Source organism: Burkholderia cepacia (assembly GCF_001039005.1).
GTDB lineage: Bacteria > Pseudomonadota > Gammaproteobacteria > Burkholderiales > Burkholderiaceae > Burkholderia > Burkholderia theae.
Map to the genome: position 1 here is coordinate 1 of NZ_LDWR01000071.1, position 1,220 is coordinate 1,220.

Below are 1,220 nucleotides of genomic sequence, written 5' to 3' on the forward strand. Positions count from 1 at the left end.
GTCCACGTCGACCTCGACGGGGATCAGTTCGCTGTCCACCGGCCTGAGCTCAACCAACAGCTCGGTATCGTCGCTGTCGACCTCGACATCGACCGGTTTGTCGTCGGCCAACAGCTCGATCTCCTCGCTGTCCACGTCGACCTCGACCAGCATCAGCTCGCTGTCGACCGGCCTCAGCTCGACCAACAGCTCGATCCTGTCGCTGTCCACCTCGACGTCGACCGGCATCGGCTCCTTGTCCACGGGCCTCAGTTCGACCAACAGTTCGATGACGTCGCTGTCCACGTCGACCTCGACCGCGATCGAAGCCGCGAAAACGCATTACTACAGCGTCAACGACGGTGGTACGCAATCGGCGAACTACGCCAACAGCGCCGCGACCGGCCTCTACTCGCTGGCCGCCGGCGTCGGCGCCACCGCGGCGGGCGCAAGCAGTGTCGCGGTCGGTTACGGCTCGAACGCGCAATCGAACGGCGCGGTCGCGATCGGTCAAAGCGCTTCGGCAACCGGCGGCAAGGCTGTGTCGATCGGCTCCGGCAACACCGCGAGCGGCGACGGCGCGGTCGCGATCGGCGACCCGAGCGTCGCGACGGGCACCGGCGCAGTCGCGATGGGGGCGAACGACACGGCGACCGGCACCGGCGCAGTGGCGCTCGGCAACGCGAGCACGGCAACCGGCAACAGCGCGCTCGCATTCGGCAACGCGAGCCAGGCCACCGCGGACAACACGATCGCACTCGGCAACCAGGCCACGGCCAGCGCCATCGGCGCGCAGGCCTACGGCTCGGGCGCGACGGCCAGCGCCACCAACGCACTCGCGTTCGGTTCGAACGCCACCGCGAACGTCGCCAACTCGATCGCGCTCGGCGCGAACTCGGTCACCGGCAACGCGGTTGCGGTGTCGAGCGTCACGGTCGGCGGCGTCACGTATCCGGTCTTCGGCACCAGTCCGGTGGGCGTTCTGAGCGTCGGTGCGCCGGGCGCGGAACGCCAGATCACGAACGTCGCTGCCGGCCAGGTCTCGGCCACCAGCACGGACGCGATCAACGGCAGCCAGTTGAACGCGACGAACCAGGCGGTCAACACCCTGTCGACGACGACCGCGACAAACGTCGCATCACTGTCGACGGGTATCAACTCGCTGTCGACGGGCCTGAGTTCGACCAACAGCAGCGTGTCGTCGCTGTCCACATCGACCTCGACCGCGATCAACACGCTGT

General features: G+C 67.9%; 1 pseudogene. It reads left to right on the plus strand.

Features of this window, described 5'->3' with window-relative positions:
* Positions 1–1,220 (plus strand): annotated as a pseudogene (locus tag VL15_RS34465) (hemagglutinin); the annotation flags it as partial.